The organism is Treponema sp. Marseille-Q4130, assembly GCF_014334325.1.
Taxonomy (GTDB): Bacteria; Spirochaetota; Spirochaetia; order Treponematales; family Treponemataceae; genus Treponema_D.
This window is the reverse complement of sequence record NZ_JACSET010000002.1, coordinates 39,045-63,541: the sequence shown is the minus strand read 5'-3', so window position 1 is coordinate 63,541 and position 24,497 is coordinate 39,045. Positions and strand designations below refer to the sequence as shown.

Genomic DNA, 24,497 nt, shown 5'->3' with positions numbered 1-24,497 from the left:
TCGGAATAATGCTTTATTATTTTTCTTGTGGATGTGCCGTCGGCACAAGAGGGAGCAATCCCCATACAAGACTTGCTGTAGCAAAGTAGCAGTGCAGAGGAACAAAAATTGGCATTCAAAGTCACAATCATCGGGGCCGGTCAAGTCGGCTCTACGATCGCGTATGCGCTCACCGTAAAAGGCATAGCTTCTGAAATCGTGATGATCGATATCAACACGCAAAAAGCCTTGGGCGAAGCGCTCGACATCAGTCAGGGTACGCCGTTCTGTGATCCCGTAACCATCTATGCAGGGACATACGCCGATGCAAAAGATTCCGATATCGTCGTTCTGACATCGGGCGTCGCACGGAAACCGGGACAAACGCGGCTGGATTTGGCGCAGACGAACGTCGACATCACGAAGAGCATCATCCCCGAAATCGTCAAGTACGCTTCGACGGCGATCTACGTCATCGTTTCGAATCCCGTCGATATTCTGACATATCAATTTTACAAAATGTCGGGACTGCCGCAAAATCAAATTTTCGGTTCCGGAACGATCCTCGATACCGCCCGCCTTCGCTCCTGCATTGCCGAATACTATCACATCGCACAGCAAAACGTACACGCCTACGTTTTCGGAGAACACGGCGATTCATCGTTTATTCCGTGGTCGCTCGCAAATATCGCAACGATTCCCGTCGACGAATACAAATCCTGCCGTGAAGACAGCGACAAACCCATTTCTCCTCTCGTCCACGACGAAGTCGAATCCTATATTCGAAGTTCCGGCGGGAAGATCATCGAGCGTAAAGGGGCGACCTTTTACGCGGTGGCGATTTCGGTCGCGCACATTGTCGACTGCATCAATAACGCCGCCGATACGACGCTCACCGTTTCCGCCATGGCGAACGGCGAATACGGCATTAAAGACGTCTGCCTTTCCATGCTTTCCGTTGTCGGCCGCACGGGTTTTCACGGGCACTTGCTCGCACCCCTTTCCGATATGGAAATCGTACAGATGCGGCGCAGCGCGGACTGTTTAAAAGACGCGATCAAGCAAATTCGGTTTTAGTATCGGTGCTTTGATGTGATTGCGGACGATCGTTCGCAGGATCGGAAAATGCGCCGAATACGAAGATCCCGTTTTTACTGAGAACGGGATTTTAATAACCTGTCTGTACAACTTGCGCCGCTGCCCGATTATCGGTTTCTTTTTCCGAATACTACCCTCACCCGCAATCATTTCAGATCATTGATTGGTAAGCGAAACGAACGGTCAATTTCGATTTTAATAAAATTTGAAATTGAATTATTAATTTTCGATAATAATTATACGGGGAAAAGCGATGGGCGATTTCAGAATTGAACACGATTCGATGGGAGAAGTAAAAGTTCCTGCCGACAAATATTGGGGAGCGCAAACCGAGCGCAGCCATGAAAATTTCCGTATCGGTGTCGGCATTGAAACGATGCCGCGCGAGATCACAAAAGCGTTCGGGCATTTGAAAAAAGCCGCCGCGCGTGCGAACTGTGCGCTGAAGCCTGAAAAGATGACGGCGGAAAAACTTTCGTGCATAGAAAAAGCCTGCGACGAAGTGATCGAAGGAAAGCTCGACAAACACTTTCCGCTCGTCGTATGGCAGACGGGAAGCGGCACGCAGTCGAATATGAACGCGAACGAAGTGATCGCAAACCGCGCAAACGAAATCGCGGGTAAAAAGCTCTGTCATCCGAACGACGACGTCAATATGAGTCAGTCGAGCAACGACACTTTTCCGACGGCGATGCACATCGCAGCCGTCGTCGAAATCGAAGATAAACTCTTTCCGGCGATCGACTTGCTTGTATCGACGTTTAAAAAGCTCGAAGCGGTAAACGAAAACGTCGTCAAAAGCGGGCGCACGCACTTGCAGGATGCCGTCCCGATTTCGTTCGCACAGGAGATAAGCGGCTGGCGGACGTCCCTCGAAAAAGACAAAACCCTCATTTCACTCGCGCTTCCCGAATTGAAAGAGCTCGCACTCGGCGGTACAGCCGTCGGTACGGGACTCAACGCGCCTCGAGGCTTCGACGTAAAAGTTGCCGAAGAACTGTCTTCTCTCACCGGAAAGCGCTTTATCACGGCTCCTAATAAATTTCACGCGCTCACGAGTAAAGATGAAATCGTCTTTGCGCACGGAGGAGTAAAAGCGCTCGCGGCGGATTTATTAAAAATCGCAAACGATGTTCGCTGGCTCGCTTCGGGGCCGCGCTGCGGTCTCGGCGAAATACACATTCCCGAAAACGAGCCGGGCTCTTCTATCATGCCGGGAAAAGTCAATCCGACGCAGTGCGAAGCGGTGACGATGGTCGCGGTGCAAGTGATGGGAAACGACGTTGCCGTCGGTATCGGCGCGAGCCAGGGCAATTTCGAACTCAACGTATTTATGCCGGTTATCGCGTATAATTTTTTGCAGTCGGTACGCCTGCTTTCCGAAGCGATCGTGTCGTTCAACGACAACTGCGCGTCGGGCATTACGGCGAACAAAGAAAAGATGCACTTCAACCTCTACAATTCGCTCATGCTCGTCACCGCGCTGAACCCGTACATCGGCTACGAAAACGCGGCAAAGACGAGTCACAAAGCGTATGAAGAAAACATTTCGCTGAAAGACGCATGCGTATCGCTCGGTTTTTTGACTGCGGAAAAATTCGACGAAGTTTTTCATCCCGAAGAAATGGCGGGCGTAAAGCGTTGAAGCGCGGTGCCGGATGCGACGGGCTTTGCAAAGAGCACGACGCGCTCGGAGAAAAGTTTTATTGAGGGGTTTTTGAGTATGGACGATCACCGTATATATTCGTATTTTCCGGGATGCACGCTTCGAAACAAAGCGATCGATTTGGATCGCTATGCCCGTTCATCGGCTGAAGCGCTCGGGTTTACGCTCGAAGAGATTCCCGATTGGCAGTGCTGCGGCGGAACCTATCCGCTGGCAAAAGACGAAATCGCGACGAAGCTTTCATCGGTGCGCGCACTTGCGGCCGCCCGCGATGCGAAGAGGGAACTCGTTACGATATGCTCGGCGTGTCACAACGTCATAAAGCAGGTAAACGACGATATGAGGCGGGACGACAATGTCATCGTAAAAGTCAACAACTATTTTAAAAATGACGGCATCTCCTATCACGGGGAAACGAAGGTGCTGCACTATCTCGAAGTGCTGCGCGACGCGGTCGGCTGGGAAAACGTCAAAGCGAAAGTGACGAAGCCGCTTGCGGGCAAAAAAATCGGAGCGTACTACGGCTGTCTCCTTTTGCGGCCGGGACGCGTTATGAAGATGGACGATCCGGAAAATCCGAGCATCCTCGAAGATTTTATATCGGCGATCGGAGCGACACCTGTGCGCTATTCGCTTCGGAACGAATGCTGCGGCGCGTACACGATGTTCGACGGCGGAGACATTCCCGAAAAACGGTGCAAAAAGATTTTGGATAACGCCGAATCGCAGGGAGCCGAGCTGCTCGTCACCGCCTGCCCGCTTTGCCGTTATAATCTCGTAAAAAATCGGAGCGCTGAAAACGTAAGCGTTCTGTATTTTACCGAACTGCTCGCCGAAGCGCTCGGCGTCAAGGAGCAATGCCGTGCTGCAGTCTGAACTCAATAAAATCCGCGATGAAATACTTTCGGTCAGCGGAGTAAACGTGCGCAAGTGTATGCAGTGCGGAAAGTGTTCGGGTACTTGCCCGTCCTACGACGATATGGAATATCACCCGCACGAATTCGTACACATGGTCGAAACCGGCGATATCGAAGCGCTTTTGAAAACGGAATCGACGTACCGTTGTCTGTCGTGTTTTGCGTGCATGGAAAGATGTCCGCGCCAAGTCGAACCTGCGAAGATCGTAGAAGCGGTGCGCACCGTCGTCGAACGAGAGCGGGGTGCGGAACGCCTCGCCGCGGAAAAAGTGCCGCTTTATATCGACGGCGATATGCCGCAGCAAGCGATCGTCAGCGCATTCAGAAAGTATAGGAAGTGAGTATGCGGAAAATCGGAGTTTTTGTGTGCCACTGCGGCACGAATATAGCGGGCACGGTCGATGTAAAAGCCGTCGCGGACGCGCTCGGAAAAGAAGCGGGCGTCGTCTTTTCGACGGACTACACCTATATGTGCTCGCAGACGGGTCAGGATCTCATCGCCGACACGATAAAAAAACATGAGCTCGGCGGAGTTGTCGTGTGTTCCTGTTCGCCTCGTATGCACGAAGCGACATTCCGAAAGTGTGCGGAAAAAGCGGGTATCAATCCCTATCTGCTCGAAGTAGCGAACATCCGAGAGCAGGATTCGTGGATATGCAAAGATATGCCGACGGCAACGGCAAAGGCGATTTCGCTCGGAAAAGCTGCGATCGCAAAAGTGCTGTTGAACGAACCGCTCACTGCGGGCGAAACGCCGGTCACCAAGCGCGCTCTCGTCATCGGCGGAGGTATCGCGGGCATTCAGACGGCGATCGACATCGCGGACGCGGGGTTTCCGGTAGACATCGTCGAAGCGAAGCCGACGATCGGCGGCAAAATGGCGCAGCTCGACAAAACCTTTCCGACGCTCGACTGTGCGGCCTGTATCCTCACGCCGCGCATGGTCGAATGCGGGCAAAATGAAAATATCAGAATCCTCTCGTACAGCGAAGTGACGGATATCAAAGGATTCGTCGGAAACTTTACGGTGACGATAAAACGCAAAGCGCGCTACGTCGACGAAACGAAATGTACGGGCTGCGGCGAATGCGTGCAAAAGTGTCCGCAAAAAAAAGTGCCGAACGAATTCAATATGAATCTCGACAAGCGCTCCGCGATCTATATTCCCTTTGCACAAGCCGTTCCGAAAATCGCGACGATCGATGCCGCACACTGCATGAAGCTCACGTCGGGAAAATGCGGCGTCTGTTCGATGGTGTGTCAGGCGAAGGCGATCGACTACGGTGCGAAAGATACGTTCATTGAAGAAAAATACGGAGCCATCGTCGCCGCGACCGGCTACAATCCGATCGACTTGTCGAAGTTCGACGAGTTCGCGTATTCGCAGAGCAAAGACGTCGTATCATCCCTCGAATTCGAACGCCTCATGAATGCGGCGGGGCCTACCGGCGGCACCCTGCTCCGCCCTTCCGACGGCAGGCATCCCAAAACGATCGTATTCGTCCAATGCGTCGGAAGCCGCTGTTCGGCGGATGCGGAAAAGGGTCACGAATACTGTTCGAAAATATGCTGTATGTACACGGCAAAGCACGCGATCCTCACGAGAGACCACTACCCCGATACGGAGTGTTACGTGTTTTATATCGACGTGCGTACACCGGGAAAAAACTTCGACGAATTCTACCGGAGAGCGGTTGAACAGTACGGCGTGCACTATATCAAAGGCATGGTCGGAAAAGTATCCGTCGAAGAAGACGGTACTCTCGACGTGCAAGGCTCGGATCTGCTCATGGATAAACAAGTGCATATCAAAGCCGACATGGTCGTACTCGCCGCTTCCATCGAAGCGGATAAGTCCGCGCGCTCATTGGCGACGATGCTCACTGCGAGTATGGACACGAACGACTTTTTTACCGAAGCGCATCCGAAACTCCGCCCCGTCGAAAGCCCGACTGCCGGCGTCTATCTTTCAGGCTGTGCGCAGGGGCCGAAGGATATACCCGAAACGGTTTCGCAGGCAAGCGCGGCGGCGAGCAAAGTTATCGGATTGCTTGTAAAGGATAAACTGAAAAACAATCCCTGCGTCGCCGAATCCGACGAAGCGATGTGTAACGGCTGCTCGCAGTGCGAAAACGTGTGTCCCTACGGTGCGATCACGTATATCGATAAAGATTTCCGAGGCATAAACCGCACGACGGTGACGCGCCGAGTCGCGCAGGTAAACCCCGCCGTCTGTCAAGGCTGCGGCGCGTGTACAGTCGCCTGTCCCTCGGGAGCGATGGATCTCAAAGGATTTACGAATAAAGAAATCATGGCGGAGGTCGATGCTTTATGTCTGTAAAAAACGATATGCAGCCGAAGACTGTCGATGCGGCTGCCGGAAACGATGTTCTCGAAAAAAAAGGTGCATTCAAACCGAAGATCGTAGCCTTTTGCTGCAACTGGTGTTCGTACGCGGGAGCGGATTTGGCCGGCAGCAATCGCCTCGAATATCCGGCCGACGTCAAAATCATCCGTATTCCCTGTTCGTGCCGCCTGAACCCGATCTTTATCCTGCGCGCGTTTCAGCGGGGAGCCGACGGCGTCATCCTCTGCGGCTGTCACCCGGGAGACTGTCACTATACGAGCGGCAACTATTTTGCGAGACGGCGCATGACGCTCCTCTTTTCCATGCTCGAATTTCTCGGCATCGAAAAAGGGAGAACGAGAGTCGAATGGGTGTCCGCGGCGGAAGGCGCTAAATTTGCCAAAACGATGCATGAGTTCGTCGAAACGGTAACGGCGCTCGGAGAAAACAAACGGCTGGAGGATTTACGATGCAAAGCGAAATGACCGGCGAATTGGTAAGCCGCACAAAAGCGCTGCTTGCGGATAAAACCGTACAGCTCGTGCTCGGCTGGAGAAGAGGCCTTTTCGATTACGATGTAACGCCTTCGCTTTTTACGTCGGCGGACGATGTCGAAAAAAACTTCGTATACAACGAATACAGCGCGGCGAACCTGTCGAAATACCTCGTCAAAGAAACGCGCAAAATCGAAACGGCGAAAAATACCGTGCGTGCGAACAACGCGCTTGCAAAACAAAAAGACGCAAACGCCGAAACACAGGCGGAACCCGAAGCGAAAATACTCATGTTTTTAAAACCCTGCGATACCTACAGCTTTACCGAATTGCTGAAAGAACACCGCATTTTCAGAAGCGACGTATACGCGATCGGCGTTCCGTGCGACGGCATGAAAGACCCCGAAAAAAAAGAGTTGTCCGAACGCTGCGCCGTGTGCAAAAGCAAAAAACACATCGGCTGCGACGAACTTATCGGAGAAGACGGAGACGTCCGGGATTCCGCGCGCTTCGACGAAGTTGCAAAGCTCGAAGCGATGACGGAAGAAGAGCGCTTTGCGTTTTGGCAAAACGAACTTTCGCGCTGTATCCGCTGCAATGCGTGCCGCGACGTCTGTCCCGCCTGTACTTGTACGACGTGCGTATTCGACAACCCCGCATCCGGCGCTGCACAAAAAGTCGCCGCTTCGAGTTTCGAAGAGAGCATGTACCATATCATCCGCGCGTGGCACGTTGCAGGCCGTTGTACCGACTGCGGCGAATGCTCTCGCGTGTGTCCCCAGCATATCCCGTTGCACCTCATCAATCGAAAATTTATTAAAGACATCGACGAACTCTACGGTTCTTATACGGCGGGAAGCGATATGGAGACAAAGCCGCCGATGCTCACGTATAGGACGGGCGATGCCGAACCCGGCATCATTTATTCGCGTTCGGGAGGTACCTTATGAGAACTTTCGTATCGCTGCCGTTTGAAAAACTCGACGAGCTCTTTGCCCTCATCGCACAAAAGGAAGCGCTGTATATTCCCGTAGACGACGCATCGGGTAAAGCCGATTTTAAACGCTGGGAAAAAGGCGACGTCCTTTCGTCCGAGCTTAAAACGGTGAGATCGGCAAAAGATTTTTTCTTTCCGAAAATCGAAAACCTCGTACACTACAAGCTTTCGGGCAAAAAAATCGAAGTCGAAGATCCGCGTACCGAATCGGAAGATTTTATCGTTTTCGGCGTACGCGCGTGCGACGCTGCAAGTTTTGCGATCGTCGACGACGTGTACATCAATATGCAGCCGGTCGACACCTACTACAAAACGCGGCGTGAACACGGCACCGTCGTCACGCTCGCCTGCTCGGAACCGAAAGAAACCTGTTTTTGTAAACTCTACGGCATCGATGCTGCCGAGCCGCAAGGAGATGCGAGCGCGTGGATCGCAGACGGAAAGGTCTTTTTTCGCGCAAACACCGAAAAGGGAGACGCGTTTATCGAAATCATCAAAAGCATGACGAGCGAGAGCGGCGCGGATATCGTCGAAAAACAGCAAAAGGCGACGCGGGAAAAAATCGACAAACTGCCTTTCGTCGATATCGACCTTTCGAAATTTCGCGGCGAAAACATGCTTTCGATTTTCAATCTGCCGGTGTGGGAAAACCTTTCGGAAGCGTGCTTGGGCTGCGGCACTTGTACATACGTGTGTCCGACGTGTATGTGTTTTGACATCAGGAGTTTCGATACCGGATGCGGCATACGGCAGTTTCGCTGCTGGGACAGCTGTATGTTTTCGGACTTTACGAAGATGGCGGCGGAAAATCCGCGGCACACGCAAAAGGAGCGCTTCCGTCAGCGCTTTATGCACAAGCTCGTGTATTATCCGATGGATCACGGCGGCGTTTACAGCTGCGTCGGCTGCGGAAGATGCCTCGAAAGCTGCCCCATCCGCATGAACATCGTAAAAGTTATGAAAACGATAAACGACGACACCCGAATCGAAAAGCCGGAGGTACACGATGGAAAATGACATGTTGATTCCGTACATCGGCGTAATCACCGACATACGCGATGAAACGGGAGACGTAAAGACTTTCCGCGTGGTCGGACGCGACGGAAAAAAATTGTTTTACCACAAGCCCGGTCAGTGCGCGATACTCTCCGTTCCGGGCGTCGGGGATTCAATGATTTCGATAACGTCCTCTCCGACGGTCGAAGCATATCAGGAGTTCAGCATAAAAAAATGCGGATGCGTCACGTCGTGGCTGCATGCGGCCGAAGAAGGACAGGAGATAGGCGTGAGAGGTCCGCTCGGAAACGGCTTTCCCGTCGACACCGTTTTTAAAGGCAAAGACTTGCTCTTTGTCGCAGGCGGTATAGGTCTCGCTCCGCTTCGAAGCGTTATCAACTACGTCCGTTCTCACCGAAGCGATTACGGCAAAGTGACGATCGTTTACGGTTCGCGCTCGAAACAGGATCTTGTCGCGTACAAAGAGATCACCGAAGAGTGGATGAAAGCTCCGGACTTTACCGTATATTTGACGATCGATAAAGCTCAAGACGATTGGGACGGTCACGTCGGTTTTGTGCCGCCCTATGTCAAAGAGCTCAACCCCGACACGAGTATGACGGCGATCATGTGCGGTCCGCCCATCCTCATCCACTTGACGCTCGCCGGACTCAAAGAGCTCGGCTTTAAAGATACGCAGATATTTACGACGATGGAGATGCGTATGAAATGCGGCATCGGAAAATGCGGCAGGTGCAATATCGGCGACAAATACGTATGTAAAGACGGGCCGGTGTTTTCGTTCGACGAACTCGGAGCCCTTCCGCCCGAATATTGACGGACGATATGTCGATTGGTAAGCGAAACGGATTGAATCTAATAATTTAAAGAGGACTGTGCCATGTCGGAAAAATTGATAAACATTTACCTGTTCGGGAAACGATACGAAGTGCCCGAACATCTGACGATCATGAATGCGATGGAATACGCCGGTTACGAACTCGTGCGCGGCTGCGGGTGCAGAAACGGTTTTTGCGGCGCATGCGCAACGGTGTACCGCATCAAAGGACAAAACCACCTGTACACGTGCTTGGCGTGCCAGACAAAAGTCGTCGACAATATGTACATCGCGACGCTGCCGTTTTTTCCGCTCGTAAAGCAAGTGTACGACATCGATGCGGTCACGGCCGAACAGCGGATCATGATGGAGCTCTATCCCGAAATCTACGCATGTGTCGGCTGCAATGCCTGTACGCGCGCGTGCCCGCAGAACTTGCACGTCATGCAGTACATCGCCTATGCGCAGCGCGGCGAATTTCAAAACTGCGCGGACGAATCTTTCGACTGCGTTATGTGCGGCATCTGCTCGTCGCGCTGTCCGGCAGAAATCAGCCATCCGCAAGTGGCCGAACTCGCGCGCCGCTTAAACGGCAAATACATCCAGCCGGAAGCCAAGCATTTGACCGAACGCGTCGGAGAGATCAAAGACGGAAAATTCGAAAGTCTGATTCAAAATCTTATGGCAAAGCCGATCGATCAAATCAAAGAGCTGTACAACAGCCGCGACATCGAAGCGTGACGAAAAGGAGCGTGAACACATGTATACGGGCATTATGAAAGAGTCGGCGGAAAAGGTCGCCGCAAAGAGAAAGGAAAACGCCGCATTTGAACCGCACCGCATGAGTGCTGAAGAAAAAGAGGCGGTACTGCGGGAATATCATCCCGATCATATAACGGAGCAGTTTACCGAACTTAAAATCGGGCCGAATAAGGGTGAAAAAGCGCCGCTTGAGCTTGCGGAAATTTTACAAGGCATGCCGCGCATAGAACCTGAAAAAATCGATTTGACGAAAGCCGATTACGAAACCGACGTACTCATTATCGGAGGAGGTGGTGCGGGAACGGCGGCGGCGATAGAAGCGGACAACGCGGGCGCAAAAGTGCTCCTCGTCACAAAACTCCGCGTCGGAGATGCGAACACGATGATGGCCGAAGGCGGCATTCAAGCGGCCGACAAAGCGAACGATTCGCCCGAACGGCATTTTCTCGACGCTTTCGGCGGCGGTCACTTCGACGCAAAAAAGGAACTCGTCTACGAACTCGTCACCCGTGCGCCCGAAACGATTCAGTGGCTCAACACGCTCGGCGTCGAATTCGACAAAGAAAAAGACGGCACGATGATTACGACGCACGGAGGCGGTACGAGCAGAAAACGCATGCACGCGTGTAAAGATTATTCGGGCGCCGAAATCATGCGCACGCTCCGCGACGAAGTTTTAAATCGCGCCGAGCGGATTACCGTCGTCGATTTTACGAGCGCGGTGGAATTATTAAAAGATGAAAAAGGAAACTGTGCCGGTGCCGTGCTCATGAACATAGAAACGAAAGAGCTGCTCGTCGCAAAGGCAAAAGCCGTCATCATCGCGACAGGGGGAGCCGGACGTATGCACTATCAGGGCTTTCCGACGTCGAATCACTACGGCGCGACGGCGGACGGACTCGTGCTCGCGTATCGCGCGGGCGCAAAACTCCTCTATCAGTATTCGCTCCAATACCATCCGACCGGCGTCGCCTATCCGCAGCAAGTGTTCGGCGCGCTCGTTACGGAAAAAGTGCGCTCACTCGGCGCAAAAGTGTGCAATATCGACGGGGATGCTTTTATCCATCCGCTTGAAACGCGCGACGTGGAAGCGGCCGGCATCATCCGCGAAGTAAAAAAAGGCAAGGGCATTCCGACGGGTATGGGAGAAGGCGTATGGCTCGACACGCCGATGATCGAGTTGAAAAACGGAGAAGGCACGATCGAAAAGCGCATACCCGCGATGCTGCGCATGTTCGAAAAATACGACATCGATATCAGGCGCGATCCGATCCTCGTCTACCCCACCCTGCACTATCAAAACGGCGGCGTCGAAATCGACAGGGAGTGCAAAACGAATATCGGAAACCTCTTCGTCGCAGGTGAAGCATCCGGCGGCATTCACGGGACGAACCGTCTCATGGGAAACTCGCTTTTGGACGTTGTCGTCTTCGGACGCATCGCGGGAACGGCGGGCGCACGAGAGGCGCAAAAAAACGCGATGCCTCAAAAACTTTCGCTCGAACACGTAAAGGATTTCGAAAAAGAGAGGGTGGCGGCAGGCATAAAAACGCAATCGCGCTCACCCCGCCTTTTGCCGCATTATACGCATAGAGACGGCGAACTCTAAAAACGATATATTTGTACAGGGAGGAATGATAAAAACTATGGAACATCAGGTACTTGAATTTCTCGGAATCTTAAAGGGCGGCGTATTTTACCCCGCGAGCATTCTCGAATCGATTATGATTTTATGCTTCGGTCTTTCATGGCCGATGTCGATCGCCCGCTCGCTGAAATCGAAATCGACAAAGGGCAAAAGCCTTTTGTTTATGTGTTTTATCGCGTTCGGCTATATCTGCGGCATAAGCGCAAAGCTCCTCGAGCACAAATACAACCTCGCCTTTTGGTTTTATATTCCGAACATCATCATGGTGACGACGGATATATGCCTTTACTTTCGGAATAAACGCATCGAAAATTCGGTGAGTGAAGCGATTATCATCGAAGCGTAAGCGCTCATGCGCCCGTCCGCTTCGATAAGGTCGCGAAAGCGGGCGAGCCGGATTTTTTTCCGCTATTTCGTCGTCATATTCATCACGCCGTCCCAATCGTCGGGGATACCCTGTTTGAGGTAATCTTTACAGCGTTCGGCGAACACGAGAGACGCTCCGTCGGCAGGGTTCAGTTTATTCGCGTTCATAAACATCTTCCCCGCTTTTTTAAAATCGCGGGCGAGGTATTTGTCGAGCGCTTCGTGGAATTCATCGAGGGACGCAAGTTCGTTCTGCGGCATTTCGCTTCTAAAGCCGAGTATATTGTACAGCTGTACGGGCTTATTGATTCCGACGACGCGCACTCTGTCGAGCCTGCGGGAAACGAGTTCGCCTTTGTGTTCGCCCGAATCGGCTTCGTTCCACGTCGTCTCGGAAACGAGGATCCACGACTTGTAGATTTTATTAACGCCTTCAAGACGGCTCGCAAGGTTGACATCGTTACCCATAATCGTGTAATTCATCTTCATATTCGTGCCCATGTTTCCGACGACCATATTGCCCGTGTTGATGCCGATCCGCGTTTCGAGTTCGCGCGGAATATCCTTATGTGCGAGGTGCTGTTCGTTGTACAGTTTTTCCGCCTGCTTCATGCGCACAGCCGCGGCACAGGCGCGATATGCATGATCGGGCAAATCGATCGGTGCACCGAAAAACGAAACGATCGCGTCTCCGATGTATTTATCGATCGTGCCGTTATAGTTCAAAATCGTATCGCTGAGCAAGCCGAGGTATTCGTTTAAAATCGATACGAGCTGCGTCGGCGTGACGAGTTCGCTGAACGACGAAAATCCTTTGATGTCGGAAAAGAGAGCGGTCATGTGTTTGTCTTCTCCGCCGAGCGAAAGTTTTTCGGGATCTTCGACGATCGCATTGACGACGTCTTTCGAAAGATAGGTCGAAAACGCGCGGCGCAAAAATCGCTTTTCCCTGTCGCTGTGCACAAAGCGCAAAATAATCCCCGCGATATATACGAACAGCGTAAAAAGTCCGGGTATAACTGCAGGAATATAATAACCGGGTAGAACCATGAAAAGGATAAAGGCGCTCAGGATGAGGAAGACTGCGATGCCGATTACGGTATTTTGCATCGCATCGGATCTGCCGTACGTCATAAACATGACGAAAAGCATTAAAACAAAGGCTGCGATCATGCCGTAATACCACGGCAACGGCGTGATAAAATCTCGCTGCAAAATCGTGTTCATAACGTTCGCATGCGTGCCGACATTCGGATAGCTTCGCGTAAAGGGGTTCGTTCCGAGATCGGTCGTGCTCGATGCGGTGTTTCCGATGATGCAGTACGACGCCCGGTATACGTCTTTCATATCGTGTACGTACTGCAGATAGGTTTTATAATTGTCGGAAAGGAGGTCGAATTGCTCTTTCATGACGTCGATAAAACTCTCGGCTTGCTCTTGCTGCAGCCCCGCTTTTAAAAGTTCTTTCATACGATCATCGATCGTTTTCATATAGCCCGCATCGATAAACAAACCGATATCGTTGTAAAAGGCTTCCCTCGCGGCAAAATAGTTTTCGTATTCGCCTGCGCTTATCCCGTCGATGAGCTCTCCGTCCTCGTTGAAACCTGCGCACTTGGCAAGCAGCGCCTGCTTTTTTTCGTCGATCGCTTTATATTGTTTTAATAATTTTTCCGCAGCACCCGTATAGGCAAGCGCGCTTCCGTCGGGAGCAAGCAGTTCGTTGCCGCGTATATTGCCGAGCGTTGCGACGACGGCCTCTTCGATAAAATCGAGATCTTTTAAAAAGACGAGCGATTCGTTTCGAAACGATTTTCCCTGCTCACGGTGCAGCCAGTTGATAAGCATGCGCCCGCGGCTGTCGAGCGGTATCTTTACGGTCGTTCTTTCCGTCTCTCCCGGAAAAAGCGCGTTGAATACGATGAGCGAGTTCCGCGTACGCTCCATACGTTCGGCATCGAGCGTACGCAAGAGCGGGGCAAACGAAAGCTGAGCCGCGTATTTTCCGTCGTAATCGTAGAGCAGTTCGATTCTCCGCCGCGTGCCGTCGCTGTCGATGACGACGTTCGTAAACCCCGCGCCTGATGCGCGAGCGATAAGCGTGTGGAGCGCGGGAGCGAATCCCGTTTTTTGTCCGTTATACTGTTCGTCCGACGTATGCTGATTGTCGCGCAAAATAAAACCGCCGGTATCGGTGACGTTCGACAGCAAAATGCGTTTTTGCGCGTACGTCCTTTCTTCATCGGAAAGCGTGATCGCCACATCGCGCGTATTTACGGTAAGCCATGTATTGCCGAAAAATTGAATCGCCCGTGCAAAATAATCGTCGTTATCGCGGTATATTTTCGATGCGATATCGGCCTGCATATTTGAAAGCGCAGGCTCGATGTAATTTGCGATCATATCTTTCGTCACTGCCGGAAGCTCCGCGCGGGAAACGAAGCCGCGGCTCACCGATTCGGAAAGCTCGTTGATGACATCGGTGATGTCGCTCCTGCCTGCCGAAATCGCCGCATCCATATTTTCTTCGGCGTTCGGCGCCACTCCCCGCGGAGAAGGCGAAAGATATTCTACATCGAAAACGATGCTTTCCGCCCCGAGCTCGCGTATGCGCAAAAGACAATCGGCGATGATGTCGCGGCTCCACGGCCATTCGCCGAGCGCTTGAATCGAGTCGTCATCGATGTTGACGAATAAAATCCTCTCCGATTGTTTCGGCTCTTTTCGCAGTCCGAGCAAAAGGTCGTACATACGGTAATCGAGTTTTTGAAAAAAACCGAAAACACCGAGCAGCGAAAAAACGGCGGCAGTCGCAATGAGAACGATAAAACCGAGTGATGTAAAAAAAGACGAGCTTTTTTTTGTTTTCTTTTCCTGTGCCATACTGCCTTTCAGTATAGCACACATTTACGCATCTGTCAGAGGGTCTGTTTCAAAAGTCAGAACCGTATACGCTTTTTTTGCAGCCTTTTGTTCGGCTTCTTTTTTACTTTTACCGCTTTCGGGACCGTATGCGGCATCTCCGAGGTGCACCGCAACGGAAAACGTTCGATCGTGATCGGGGCCGGTGACACTCACCGTTTCGTAGCGAGGACATTCTTTTGTCTTTTTTTGATACAATTCCTGGAGCAGGGTTTTATAATCTTTCGAACCGCGGTCGTCGTGGACTTTTTCGATTTCAGGGACGAGAAACGAAAGCACGTATTTTTCGGCGGCCGCATACCCCGAATCGAGAAAGTACGCACCTATGATCGATTCCATACAGTCCGCGAGTATGGCGGGCTTTTGTCTGCCGCCGCTCAGCTCCTCCCCGTGTCCCAAAACGAGCATTTTGTCGATGCCGAATCGGAGCGCGATCGGTGCGAGCGTTTTTTCCGAAACGACGACGGCTTTGATCCGCGCCAAATCCCCTTCGGGATTATCCTCGAAAGTTTCGTACAGATATGCCGCAGCAGCAAGACCCAGCACCGAATCGCCCAAAAACTCGAGGCGTTCGTTGTTCAGGGGATGTTTATCGTCGCTTTCGTTTGAATACGAACGATGACGAAACGCGAGTTCGAGAAGTGCAAGGTCGCGGAAGCGTAAGCCGAGCGGCTTACAAAAGGCAACGAGTTGTTTTTTGCGTTCGGATGAAAAGTTTTTCCGTTTTATGTACATAAGCCTGCAAACCTACATCATAAAAAAAACACAAGCGTTCACGGCTTGTGTTTTATCATAGGACATCCGAACGGCTGCGTTATTTTTTTGCCTGTTCGGCTTTGATGAATTCGTACGCGTCGCGGACGGTTTCGAATTCATTCGCTTTGTCATCGGGAATGCTCACACCCAATTCTTCTTCGATCGCGTAGACAAGCTCGTAGGTATCGAGACTGTCCGCACCGAGATCCCCTCTGAAAGAAGAATCGAGGGTGATTTTGCTTTCATCGATTTCCAGCTTCTCGGCAATGAGTTTCTGGATTTTGCTGAATAATTCGTCCATGTTTACGCTCCCTGCATCAGCCGTTTGATTCCGGCGTAATTACCTGACGTCCGCGGTAAAATCCGCATTTCGGACAAACACGATGCGGCTGCACAAGGTTCCCGCAGTTGTTGCACGGAACAAGCTGCGGTGCCACAAGATGCATATTCACACCCTGCCGTCTTTTCGTCACGGCTTTTGAAGTTTTTGATCTGGGTACTGCCATTATACTTAAACCTCGCTTTTTTCTGAATAACTGCGGTCAATAGTACAACAGTTTCCAGCCTAATGTCAATCTATTATAACATTTTTCCGCTTTTAGTCAACGCTCCGTAACACGCTTATCGAGAACACGCTTTATGGAGCAACGGCTGAGGACACTCCGTTCGGCATCTGTGTATACGGCAGCGGACTCGCATCTCACTCGGGGAATTTCGCTTTCAGCGCCGCTTCGACGATCGGCGGCACCATCGACGAAATATCTCCGTGATACTGCGCCAACTCTTTTATCGAACTCGATTTGACGATGACGTAGCGCTGCTCCGTCGGTATGAACAGCGTTTCGATGTCGGGGTTCAGCATATGATTCATGAGCGACAGATCGAATTCGTATGCAAAATCGTTCGTGTTGCGGATGCCGCGCAGCAGCACATTTGCGCCCGTCTTTTTCGCATACTGCGCGACGAGCTCGCTGCACAGATGGAGCGTCACGTTCGCATACGGCTTGATGATTTCTTTCATCATGCGGTAGCGCTCCTCTTCCGTAAAGAGGTACTGTTTGTTCGAGTTTACCGCAATGACGACATCGACCGTATCGAAGAGCTTGCTCGCTCTTTTGATAATGCTTAAATGCCCGTTTGTCGGCGGATCGAACGAACCCGGAAATACTGCTGTTGTCATACGATCATATTAACGCGGGATCGGAAATTGTACAAGGCGAAGACACATTACCCTATAGCCGCTTTATTTGCAGATGAGTTATACTGCTCATGAGGTAAAATGATGAAAAAGACGATTATAATGCTGCTGCTGTCCGTAAGCGCGATCGGCGTCGGATTTGCCGATGACGGCGGTACAAAGTACCTTGAAAATTGGTCGTACGGCAACATTTACGTTACGGAGCCGAATAAAGAAATCGCATTGGAAAGCGAGTTTTTATATGTCAACCAAAAGCGGCATACGGTGCGCGCGCTTTTCGATTTTAAAAATCTTACGGCTCAAAAACGGAAGGTGCCGTGCGCGTTCCCCGTCGTCATTACAATTCCGTATGAGTTTGACGGCACACAAATCGTTACAAGCGATTTTAGAGCCTTTTACAATTTGACGGTTTTAAACCTTGCATTTGGCAGGCAAACGCAGCCGATACGAGACGAAGGGCGGGCGTTCAAAACAATTCCCGTCAATCCTTTGGAAGCCGATAAAAAATTGCGCGTTATTCCCTATGCCGAATATAAAAAGCAGCTTGATGAGTTCTACAGTGAAAACGTTTTTCATAAGGATAAAAATAAAACCGTTTACGAGGGTGTAAACATCCTCTTAAACGGCAAAAAAGTTCCGATTACGCACGTCGGCATCGAAACAAGCGTCGTTCAGGAAAGTCAAATGAAAGTCCCCGAAAAATGGGGCGGCCAGCCGGTTTATAACGGCGAAATCACGCTTAAACTGCACTTTTACCACGAACTGGAGTTCCCCGCTTCTTCATCCTCCGTCGTCGATATTACCTACGCAACGGATACCGACAAAGGTGCCAAACGCGGAGAGGTTTACAAAAGCGTTTACGACATTTCGACCGGCGGTACGTGGGCAGGGAGCATTAAGAACTTCGTCTTGCTGACCGATGACGAGGTTACGGTGCACAATTCCGTCGCACAATTTGAGCAAAAGAGTCTTTTCGGCTTCGGCAGTTATTCCGATGACCGCGGCACTATCCTTGCAGCGCGGAATTACAAGCCTACCGCACGCGAATATTTTGAATTCACCGGGTACACGTATGGCGATGAAATGGGATGGGCTTTTATGCAAAACCGCGAAAAGCAAGACTTTGTCCGAAATATCAGCGCTTCCTCTTTTCTCGACGGAAGCTTTAAAATCACCGATGAAAAATCTTCTTCGTACAAACCCGAATGCTCTTTTGACGGGGAGTTTTTGAACGGCTGGGTCGAGGGCGCAAAAGGCGACGGTATCGGAGAATGGATCGAGTTTACGCTGACATCGACAGTCTTCGGTCCGTTTATGACCAACGGTTTGACACGGAATTATACGTCCAAACAAGAGTCGTGGGTCGAAGATTCCGTAGTGCTTTCCGATATTCACGATCGGAAAGAGTTGACGTGGACAAAGAACAATCGGATAAAAACGATGACGCTTGAAAACGTCAAAACGCATGAAAAACGGAAATTAAACCTCGTCGACTTATATGCGGGCTTCCGGCTTGACGACCGGGAAAGCGAAACAAGATGGCTCTCTGCCAATGCGAACAAAAATCCCTGCATATTGCTTCCGGGCACCTACCGTCTCTCTATCGACAGCGTGTATAAGGGCACAAAATGGAGCGACACGGTTTTGGGCGAAGTATGGTTTTACGATTTGGGAAAGACGTTCGGCGCCATCGCTGCGGACGAACTGAAATCAGGCAAACCCTTTATCACCGCCAAAGTCGAAAAACTGTTGTTCCGCTTCAGCGATTATACTGAGGGAAATGTAAAAAACATGGAGGAAGAGTTCATCAACTTGGCGCGGTAAAGAAAACAGCGGGCACCGTCAATATTTTTTCCCATTTGACGAAACGGACAATCGATTGTATATTTAGGACATTATGAAAAAGATAAAAAGAATTGCGACCCTTGTCGGCTGTGTTTTTTCTCTGCTCTCAATTCTGGCGTGCGCGTCTACAGGCCCCGCTCGGAATTCGTCCTCATCGTCGGCCGGAAAAGCGCCGGCGGAAAAGAGGGGCGCCGGACAAAAAACGGATGCGAAGACGACCGGCGAAAACGAAGAATACCTTCGTTCGATCAATAATATCGATATCACGAAAAAAACATTTGAAGACGATAAAGCCGCGATCATGGCGACCATCGACGAACTTTCGTCCATCATGGCAGGCGGCCGCTATGAAGCGTGGCTCAAATTTATCGATGACGAATCGATCCGCTATTGGTCGAATCCTAAAAACCTTGAGCGCGCGTCGAAGATGCTTCCGGTCAAAGGGCTTCGTATGAACAGCCTGCGCGATTATTTTACGTACATCTTCGTTCCCTCGCGGAAGGGGCGCAAAGTCGATGAAATCAGATACGATTCGAAGACGGACGTCAAAGCCGTCCAAGTGAGTAAAGATACCGATATCATCTATTATTATTTTAATAAAGTCGGCGACAAGTGGCTCGTTCGTATTCCGCCGATCGATTGAGCAGCCCGATTCGAACATTGATTTTTTTTTTGCTTTTTTATAGAATGGGGCAAAGGTTAAAAACTTTTTCGGAAGCGGTCGCTTTATTCAGAAGTTTTACAGGAGATCGGGCAAATGAAATTTGATAAAACTACGTTTTGTGCAGCCGTACTGATTGCGGCATCTTCAGCGCTCTTTGCGCAGGAACAGCAAGTCCAGAAAAAAAACGATTCCGCGAAACGAAGCGAAACGTCGGTTGAAAACGAATATTTGAGCGACATCGACGGCACTGTCGTGCTGACCCTCGCCCGATCCGATTCGTACGACAACAAGCTCGTCGCCCTCGAATATCTCGAAGGTATCGTCAAAGGCGGCAACGTATCCGAAGATGTCGCGGCAGCCCTCGATCAGCTTGCAGGCGAAGGTCTTTTGACGCAGGCGAGAACGGGCGGTCGCCTCTCAAACAATTACCCCGATGTTCGGCGGCGAGCCTGCCTGCTCCTCGCAAAAGTCGGCGGCGAGCATTCGAAAAACACGCTCATCAATATCGCTATCGCGGATAACGAACCGATGGTACAGGCCGCCGCGATCCGCGCGCTCGGGGAGATGGGCTTAAACGAAAACGACGAAGCCGCCGATGCGATCGCGTTTGCAAATCACCGAAACCGCGTATTGAATCCTACAAGCAGCATGGCGATCGAAGCGCTCGACGCGTTTGAAAAGCTTGCAGGCAGTACGGAAAACAAACGCACGATGGTCGACGAGATTTCGCGAATCGCATCGGACTATCACTATACGAGTGCGGTGCGAAAGCGTGCCCTCGAAGTGCTCAAAGGCATTAAATCCGACGGATCGTCTTCGGGAAGCGGAAAATAAATCGACAATCAAACATATCGTTTCGCAGTGTTCCGTGAGGCGACTCGGAAATTTGCAGGCGATTTTTTGATTTTTTGATTGATGTGTGCGGTAAAACAGCGGCTGTCAAAACGGACTAAGCGATTTTGAGACGGCGCCTGCACGCAAGAGAGATTAGCTCATCTGGATAGAGCGTCAGCCTCCGGAGCTGAAGGCGGTGGGTTCGAATCCCATATCTCTCATTTTTTAAAGATAAAGGATGTAAAAAAAATTATGGAACCCGTTATTTTAGCATCGTCGTCGCCGCGCCGTCAGGACATATTGAAACTCTTGCACATTCCGTATCAAGTGATCATGCCGAACATCGACGAAACCGTATCCTCTTCTCTTCCGGCAGAAGACGTGCCGGAAATTTTTGCACGGGAAAAAGTCGCAGCCGTTGTGCGTTCGCTCGCTGCCGACAGGGAGATTCCGTGGGTGCTGGCCGCAGATACGGTCATCATCTTCAACAATAAAATCTACGGCAAGCCTTCCGATCAGGAAGAAGCGGCGGCCTTTCTTCGCGAATTGAGCGGAAAAACGCACACGGTCAAAACGGTTATCGCGCTCTACAGCGGCAAAACGAAGACGACGGTCGTCCGCGAAAGCGTTACGGAAGTGACGTTCAAAGAGATGAGCGAGCGCGAAATCGAATGGTACATCGAAACGGGAGAATGGCACGGGGCTGCAGGCGGCTACCGCATTCAAAGCCTCGCTTCGTGTTTTATTAAAAAGATAAAGGGCACGACAAGCGGCGTGGAGGGCTTGCCCATCTCCGAGCTTTATGATATTCTTGCGTCGCAGGGGTATTCGATTATCGAATAGCTTTGCCGTAAACCCTGTGCCGTAGGCTTAAGGGGCAAGCGATCTTCCGTACGTTTCATCTCTTTAATAAAAATTATTAAGAGACGGCGCATCGAGAAACAGAGTTCGGGGTATCATACGATACCGGTGAAGGAGTACGTCATGGCAGTTGTAACCATGAAAAACCTGCTTGAATCGGGAGTTCATTTCGGTCATCAGGTAAAGCGGTGGGATCCCCGCATGAAGAAATATATCTTCGCGGAGCGGAACGGGATTCACATTATCGATTTGCAAAAGACGATTGCAGCTATAAAAGAAAGCTACGAAGTCGTACGCAAAGCGACGACGGCGGGAAAATCGATCCTCTTCGTCGGAACGAAAAAACAGGCCCAGCAGGCGATCCAAAAAGAAGCCGAGCGCTGCGGTCAATTCTACGTCAACAACCGCTGGCTCGGCGGTATGCTCACAAACTTTTCAACGATCAAAAAATCGCTGCAGCGGCTTAAAAAAATCGAAAAAATGGAAGTCGACGGCACTTTCGACAATCTGACAAAAAAAGAAGTTTCCGCGCTGCAAAAAGAAAAAGCAAAGCTTGAAAAAAACCTCGCAGGCATCAAAGAGATGAAAGAGCTGCCGGGCGTCGTATTCATCATCGACACGCACAAAGAGCAGATCGCCGTCGCCGAAGCACGCCGCATGGGCATTCCCATCATCGCCGTCGTCGACACGAACTGCAATCCGGAAGGCATCAACTACCCCATTCCCGGCAACGACGACGCCATCCGCGCCATTTCGCTGTTTACGTCGATCATCGCAAATGCGGTCATCGAAGCGGACAACGAACAGGGCTTGAAGATTCTCGAAAATTTGAACGATGAAGACGAAAACGTGCAGACGGATGCCGCCGTCAAAGACAACGACGTCGAAATCGAAGACTATTCGAATTACCAGCCGACGGAGCCGAAAAAAGAAGAGGACGCCGACAGCGACCAAAAAGAAGCGGATCAGCTTATCGACGAAGATAAAATCTACCGCGACAAATAATTAATGTAAAGGAGCTGTCCGAAAACGAAAATCTTCGGACGACTCGACAATTTTGGAGTTAAATAATGAATATTAAAGCATCGGATATCAAAACGCTGCGTGAAACGACGGGCGCAGGCATGATGGACTGCAAGCGCGCGCTTGAAGACACGAACGGCGACATCGACAAAGCGGCAAAACTTTTAAAAGAAAAAGGACTCGCCGCCGTCGCCAAACGTGCGGATCGCGCGACTGCCGAAGGTCGCATCTACATTCAAAGGAAGGGAAACAAAATCGCCGTCGTCGAACTCGTGTGCGAAACGGACTTCGTTTCCAAAAACGAAGAATTCATAGCGCTCGGACAAAAGCTTGTCGATTTGACGCTTGAAAAGGGCTACACGAAAGTCGAAAGCGAGCATTCCGATATGCTCACCGTTTTTGCGACGAAGGTCCGCGAAAATATGTCCGTGCGACATGTATCGCTCATCGATGTGCCGGAAAACGCGGTTGCGGGAACTTACGTCCACAGCGATTTCAAAACGGGAGCCCTCTGCATAGTCAAGGGATCGACGGATCCGAAAGTGCAGGAATTCGCAAACGACTGCTGTCTGCACATGGCGGCTTTTACACCCGCCTATATCACGCAAAAAGACGTTCCCCAGTCCTATATGGACGAGCAGATGGAAATATTTACAAAGCAGCTCGACCAGGACGAAAAGATGGCGTCAAAGCCGCAAAACGTCAAAGACGGCATCTTAAAGGGCAAATTGAAAAAGCATCTCGAAGAAGTGTGCTTTGTCGACCAGATGTTCGTCAAAGACGACAAAGTAAGCGTCGCCGCAAAACTCGCGGAAGTATCGAAAGATGTCGGCGCCCCGCTCGAATTCGGAGAAGTGCATCTTTACATTCTCGGAAAATAGACGCACGGTGCAAAGCGTTCGCGAACCTCTCGCGTGCGCTTTGTCTTGCGTTTGTTGTAACGCAACTTTCTAAAACCGTATTTTCTACCGGAGGATGCAATGGCAGACAGTGAAGAGAAAATGCAAAAAGCGATACATTCGCTTACCGATACTTTCGCCGCAATCAGAACCGGAAGGGCGAGTGCGGCTCTTTTCGATAAAGTGCGCGTCGACTGCTACGGTCAAAAATCGCCGCTCAACCAAGTTGCGACGATCGCGATTCCCGAAGCGAGGACAGTCGTCATTCAGCCCTTCGACAAAGGGCTCATCGGCGATATCGAAAAAGGGATTCAAGCCGCCGACCTCGGTTTGAATCCGTCGAACGACGGCAAAGTGATCCGCATCGCGATTCCGCCGCTCACGGCCGACAGGCGCAAAGAGCTCGTCAAACAGGCGAAAGCCGACGCGGAAAATTACCGCACGCAGATACGCAATATCCGCCGCGACGGAAACGACGCGCTCAAAAAGCAGCAAAAATCGGGTGAACTTACCGAAGACGGTTTGAAAGCCGAAACGGACAAATTGCAAAAGCTCACCGACAAGTATATCGCGGAGATACAAAAGCTCTACGATGCGAAAGAAAAGGAAATACTCGAAGGTTGACTTCTCTCGATACGACTCGCCTGCCCCGCCACGTTGCTATCATCATGGACGGCAACGGCAGATGGGCGGAAAGACAGCATAAAAACCGCAGCGCAGGACATTATGCGGGCGCCGAGCAGGCGAAAAAGATCGTCGGAGCCGCTTCCGCTCTCGGCATCGAATACGTGACGCTCTATATTTTTTCAACGGAAAACTGGAAGCGCACCGCCGAAGAGACCGGCTATCTTATGAGTCTCATCAAAAATCACTTGAGGGCGGAGTTCGCATTTTATAAAAAAAATAAAATACGGCTTTTGCACTTGGGCGATATAGCGGGTCTTCCCGAAGATATCCGCAAAGAGATACGGAGCGCGACGGCGGAAACGGCGCACTTTACCGGAACGACGCTCGTCATGGCGATCAATTACGGAGGAAGGGACGAAATCGTGCGCGGTATCAAAAAGCTTGCCGCCTGTCAAACGCCGGCGGATGCGATCGACGAAGAAGTACTCGCTTCTTCGTTCGACATACCGGATCTGCCCGATGTCGATTTATTGATCAGAACGGGCGGTGAAAAACGGCTCAGCAATTTTCTTTTGTGGCACGCCTCTTATGCGGAGCTCGTGTTTACGGATACGCTGTGGCCGGACTACGGCGAAGACGAATTTTACGGTCATATCGAGCAGTTTCAAAAGAGGACGAGACGGTTCGGCGCGGTACCCGTCTGAAATGACGCTGCGTGACTTCGCTGTAAGCGAGCGCATTTTTTTATGGAGGACGGTAC

The 24,497-nt window shown here is 51.1% G+C and carries 25 protein-coding genes and 1 tRNA gene; 21 read left to right on the top strand and 5 right to left on the bottom strand.

Annotated features, from left to right (window positions below; translation table 11 throughout):
* The first annotated feature begins 108 nt into the window (after nt 1-108).
* The 12 genes from H9I36_RS02135 (at nt 109) to H9I36_RS02080 (ending at nt 12,088) form a co-directional block, all read left to right on the top strand.
* On the top strand, nt 109-1,056 hold the full coding sequence (locus tag H9I36_RS02135) for an L-lactate dehydrogenase (RefSeq protein WP_187383751.1): 948 nt from the start codon (nt 109-111) through the stop codon (nt 1,054-1,056).
* Between the two features lie 274 nt (nt 1,057-1,330).
* A complete protein-coding gene (gene fumC, locus H9I36_RS02130; RefSeq protein ID WP_187383750.1) occupies nt 1,331-2,722 on the top strand; it encodes a class II fumarate hydratase in 1,392 nt (463 codons plus the stop codon).
* Nucleotides 2,723-2,800: 78 nt separating this feature from the next.
* Nucleotides 2,801-3,619: a CoB--CoM heterodisulfide reductase iron-sulfur subunit B family protein gene (locus H9I36_RS02125; RefSeq protein ID WP_187383749.1), complete on the top strand. Its 819-nt coding sequence runs from the start codon at nt 2,801-2,803 to the stop codon at nt 3,617-3,619.
* Nucleotides 3,606-4,001 (top strand): 4Fe-4S dicluster domain-containing protein, encoded by a 396-nt coding sequence (locus H9I36_RS02120; protein ID WP_187383748.1) that lies wholly within the window; start codon nt 3,606-3,608, stop codon nt 3,999-4,001. Before H9I36_RS02125 ends, H9I36_RS02120 begins: the two co-directional genes overlap by 14 nt.
* A 2-nt stretch (nt 4,002-4,003) precedes the next feature.
* Entirely contained in the window at nt 4,004-6,001 is a 1,998-nt protein-coding gene (locus tag H9I36_RS02115) for a CoB--CoM heterodisulfide reductase iron-sulfur subunit A family protein (RefSeq protein ID WP_187383747.1), read from the top strand.
* On the top strand, nt 5,992-6,492 hold the full coding sequence (locus H9I36_RS02110; protein WP_486389536.1) for a hydrogenase iron-sulfur subunit: 501 nt from the start codon (nt 5,992-5,994) through the stop codon (nt 6,490-6,492). The genes H9I36_RS02115 and H9I36_RS02110 overlap by 10 nt, the downstream gene beginning before the upstream one ends.
* Nucleotides 6,477-7,451: a 4Fe-4S dicluster domain-containing protein gene (locus H9I36_RS02105; RefSeq protein ID WP_187383746.1), complete on the top strand. Its 975-nt coding sequence runs from the start codon at nt 6,477-6,479 to the stop codon at nt 7,449-7,451. The genes H9I36_RS02110 and H9I36_RS02105 overlap by 16 nt, the downstream gene beginning before the upstream one ends.
* On the top strand, nt 7,448-8,515 hold the full coding sequence (locus tag H9I36_RS02100) for a 4Fe-4S dicluster domain-containing protein (protein ID WP_187383745.1): 1,068 nt from the start codon (nt 7,448-7,450) through the stop codon (nt 8,513-8,515). Before H9I36_RS02105 ends, H9I36_RS02100 begins: the two co-directional genes overlap by 4 nt.
* The gene (locus H9I36_RS02095; RefSeq protein WP_180486260.1) at nt 8,505-9,332 is read left to right on the top strand and encodes an FAD/NAD(P)-binding protein; all 828 of its coding nucleotides are present in this window, start codon (nt 8,505-8,507) and stop codon (nt 9,330-9,332) included. The genes H9I36_RS02100 and H9I36_RS02095 overlap by 11 nt, the downstream gene beginning before the upstream one ends.
* Nucleotides 9,333-9,395: 63 nt before the next feature.
* Nucleotides 9,396-10,073, top strand: a complete 678-nt coding sequence (locus H9I36_RS02090) for a 4Fe-4S dicluster domain-containing protein (RefSeq protein WP_187383744.1) — start codon at nt 9,396-9,398, stop codon at nt 10,071-10,073.
* 19 nt (nt 10,074-10,092) lie between these two features.
* A complete protein-coding gene (locus H9I36_RS02085; protein WP_187383743.1) occupies nt 10,093-11,703 on the top strand; it encodes an FAD-dependent oxidoreductase in 1,611 nt (536 codons plus the stop codon).
* Nucleotides 11,704-11,740: 37 nt separating this feature from the next.
* The gene (locus H9I36_RS02080; protein WP_187383742.1) at nt 11,741-12,088 is read left to right on the top strand and encodes a hypothetical protein; all 348 of its coding nucleotides are present in this window, start codon (nt 11,741-11,743) and stop codon (nt 12,086-12,088) included.
* Between the two features lie 62 nt (nt 12,089-12,150).
* On the opposite strand, the gene H9I36_RS02075 is transcribed toward H9I36_RS02080, so the two are convergent.
* The 5 genes from H9I36_RS02075 to coaD form a co-directional block, all read right to left on the bottom strand.
* The gene (locus H9I36_RS02075) at nt 12,151-14,991 is read right to left on the bottom strand and encodes an adenylate/guanylate cyclase domain-containing protein (RefSeq protein ID WP_187383741.1); all 2,841 of its coding nucleotides are present in this window, start codon (nt 14,989-14,991) and stop codon (nt 12,151-12,153) included.
* Nucleotides 14,992-15,015: 24 nt separating this feature from the next.
* Nucleotides 15,016-15,765, bottom strand: coding sequence for a ribonuclease III (gene rnc / locus H9I36_RS02070; protein ID WP_187383740.1), 750 nt, complete (start codon nt 15,763-15,765; stop codon nt 15,016-15,018).
* A 79-nt stretch (nt 15,766-15,844) separates the two neighbouring features.
* A complete protein-coding gene (gene acpP, locus H9I36_RS02065) occupies nt 15,845-16,087 on the bottom strand; it encodes an acyl carrier protein (protein ID WP_187383739.1) in 243 nt (80 codons plus the stop codon).
* A 16-nt stretch (nt 16,088-16,103) separates the two neighbouring features.
* Nucleotides 16,104-16,292, bottom strand: coding sequence for a 50S ribosomal protein L32 (gene rpmF, locus H9I36_RS02060; RefSeq protein ID WP_180486266.1), 189 nt, complete (start codon nt 16,290-16,292; stop codon nt 16,104-16,106).
* Nucleotides 16,293-16,486: 194 nt separating this feature from the next.
* Nucleotides 16,487-16,966, bottom strand: a complete 480-nt coding sequence (gene coaD, locus H9I36_RS02055) for a pantetheine-phosphate adenylyltransferase (RefSeq protein ID WP_187383738.1) — start codon at nt 16,964-16,966, stop codon at nt 16,487-16,489.
* A gap of 102 nt (nt 16,967-17,068) precedes the next feature.
* Here coaD and H9I36_RS02050 point away from each other — a divergent pair, with 102 nt between their 5' ends.
* The 9 genes from H9I36_RS02050 to uppS all read left to right on the top strand — a co-directional run bounded on the left by H9I36_RS02050 (nt 17,069) and on the right by uppS (nt 24,441).
* Nucleotides 17,069-18,808 carry a hypothetical protein gene (locus H9I36_RS02050; protein ID WP_187383737.1) on the top strand — a complete coding sequence of 580 codons (1,740 nt, stop codon included), beginning with the start codon at nt 17,069-17,071 and terminating at the stop codon, nt 18,806-18,808.
* 73 nt (nt 18,809-18,881) lie between these two features.
* Nucleotides 18,882-19,472, top strand: a complete 591-nt coding sequence (locus H9I36_RS02045; RefSeq protein WP_187383736.1) for a hypothetical protein — start codon at nt 18,882-18,884, stop codon at nt 19,470-19,472.
* Between the two features lie 114 nt (nt 19,473-19,586).
* A complete protein-coding gene (locus tag H9I36_RS02040; protein WP_187383735.1) occupies nt 19,587-20,327 on the top strand; it encodes a HEAT repeat domain-containing protein in 741 nt (246 codons plus the stop codon).
* A 147-nt stretch (nt 20,328-20,474) separates the two neighbouring features.
* Nucleotides 20,475-20,548: transfer RNA gene (locus tag H9I36_RS02035), tRNA-Arg, on the top strand.
* Between the two features lie 31 nt (nt 20,549-20,579).
* Nucleotides 20,580-21,170, top strand: a complete 591-nt coding sequence (locus tag H9I36_RS02030) for a Maf family protein (protein WP_187383734.1) — start codon at nt 20,580-20,582, stop codon at nt 21,168-21,170.
* 141 nt (nt 21,171-21,311) lie between these two features.
* A complete protein-coding gene (gene rpsB, locus H9I36_RS02025; protein WP_187383733.1) occupies nt 21,312-22,193 on the top strand; it encodes a 30S ribosomal protein S2 in 882 nt (293 codons plus the stop codon).
* A gap of 65 nt (nt 22,194-22,258) precedes the next feature.
* Nucleotides 22,259-23,092 (top strand): translation elongation factor Ts, encoded by an 834-nt coding sequence (gene tsf, locus H9I36_RS02020; protein ID WP_187383732.1) that lies wholly within the window; start codon nt 22,259-22,261, stop codon nt 23,090-23,092.
* 99 nt (nt 23,093-23,191) lie between these two features.
* Entirely contained in the window at nt 23,192-23,734 is a 543-nt protein-coding gene (gene frr / locus H9I36_RS02015; RefSeq protein WP_187383731.1) for a ribosome recycling factor, read from the top strand.
* Entirely contained in the window at nt 23,731-24,441 is a 711-nt protein-coding gene (gene uppS / locus H9I36_RS02010; protein ID WP_187383730.1) for a polyprenyl diphosphate synthase, read from the top strand. The genes frr and uppS overlap by 4 nt, the downstream gene beginning before the upstream one ends.
* Nucleotides 24,442-24,497 lie beyond the last annotated feature (56 nt).